Origin of the sequence: Salipiger sp. HF18, from assembly GCF_011806505.1 — a bacterium.
Taxonomy (GTDB): Bacteria; Pseudomonadota; Alphaproteobacteria; order Rhodobacterales; family Rhodobacteraceae; genus Salipiger; species Salipiger thiooxidans.
The window spans coordinates 1-867 of sequence record NZ_JAATOS010000886.1; the positions used below are offsets into that span (position 1 = coordinate 1).

General features: G+C 71.9%; 2 protein-coding genes. One reads left to right on the forward strand and one right to left on the reverse strand.

Going from position 1 to position 867, the window contains the following annotated elements; all coding sequences use genetic code 11:
* Positions 1-189 (forward strand): DUF6477 family protein (locus tag HC022_RS27750; protein WP_254885297.1); only part of this gene is annotated, 189 nt, incomplete at its 5' end.
* An 11-nt stretch (positions 190-200) separates the two neighbouring features.
* Here the strand turns inward: HC022_RS27750 and HC022_RS27755 are convergent.
* A partial coding sequence (locus tag HC022_RS27755) for a trimethylamine methyltransferase family protein (protein ID WP_175583768.1) occupies positions 201-867 on the reverse strand: 667 nt, incomplete at its 5' end.

The following is an 867-nucleotide window of genomic DNA, read 5'->3' on the forward strand; positions in this document are numbered from 1 at the left end:
CGCTCCGGGCCCGCGCTGATGCAGCTGCTCGAGATCGAGGACGCCATGAACGGCCGCCGCCGCGCCGCCGACGGCGCCTATTCCGTCGCCCGCCACGTCGAGGTGCTGGCCGCGCTCATGGGCGAGGCCAGGCTGCTGGCCGCGTCCTCTGCCGGTCGTGCGGAGCCAACACGCGATGACGCCGTCTGAGGACCCCGAGCCTACATGAAGCTGTCCGGCATCTCGGCCTTCTTCGCCGCGACGAAGGCGGACAGGGCTTCGTCGATGGCAGGGTCGAGCGCCGGCGGTTCGTAGCTTTCGAGCAGGTCGCGCACCCGTTCGGTGGCCAGCTTCATCGCATCGCGGCCCCCATCCTCGATCCATGCCTCGAAGGGGCGGTTGTCGAAGATGTCGGACTCCCAAGCCCCGGCCATCTCCGGCTCCCGGCCGAGGAAATGTCCGCCCGGCCCCACCTCGCGCAGCGCGTCGAGCGCATCGTCCAGACCGGCCTCCACGCCGCCCGCAAAGCCGTGCAGCACGCCCAGCCGGTCCGCGTCCATCACGAATTTCTCGTAGGACGAGACCAGCCCGCCCTCGAGCCAGCCGCAGGCGTGGAGCATGAAGTTCGCCCCGGACAGCAGCCCGTCGTTGAGCGACGCGGCGCTCTCGTAGGCGGCCTGCGCATCCGGCAGTCGCGCGCCCGTGAGCGCACCGCCCGCGCGAAAGGGCAGTCCCAGGCGCCGCGCCAGCTGACCCGCGCCATAGCTGATCTGCGACGCCGCGGGCGTGCCGAAGCCGGTGCCACCGCCGTGGCGGTCCATGGTCGTCACGAAGGGCCCGAAGATCACCGGCGCCCCCTTGCGCACCAGCTGCGCATAGGCCGCGCCC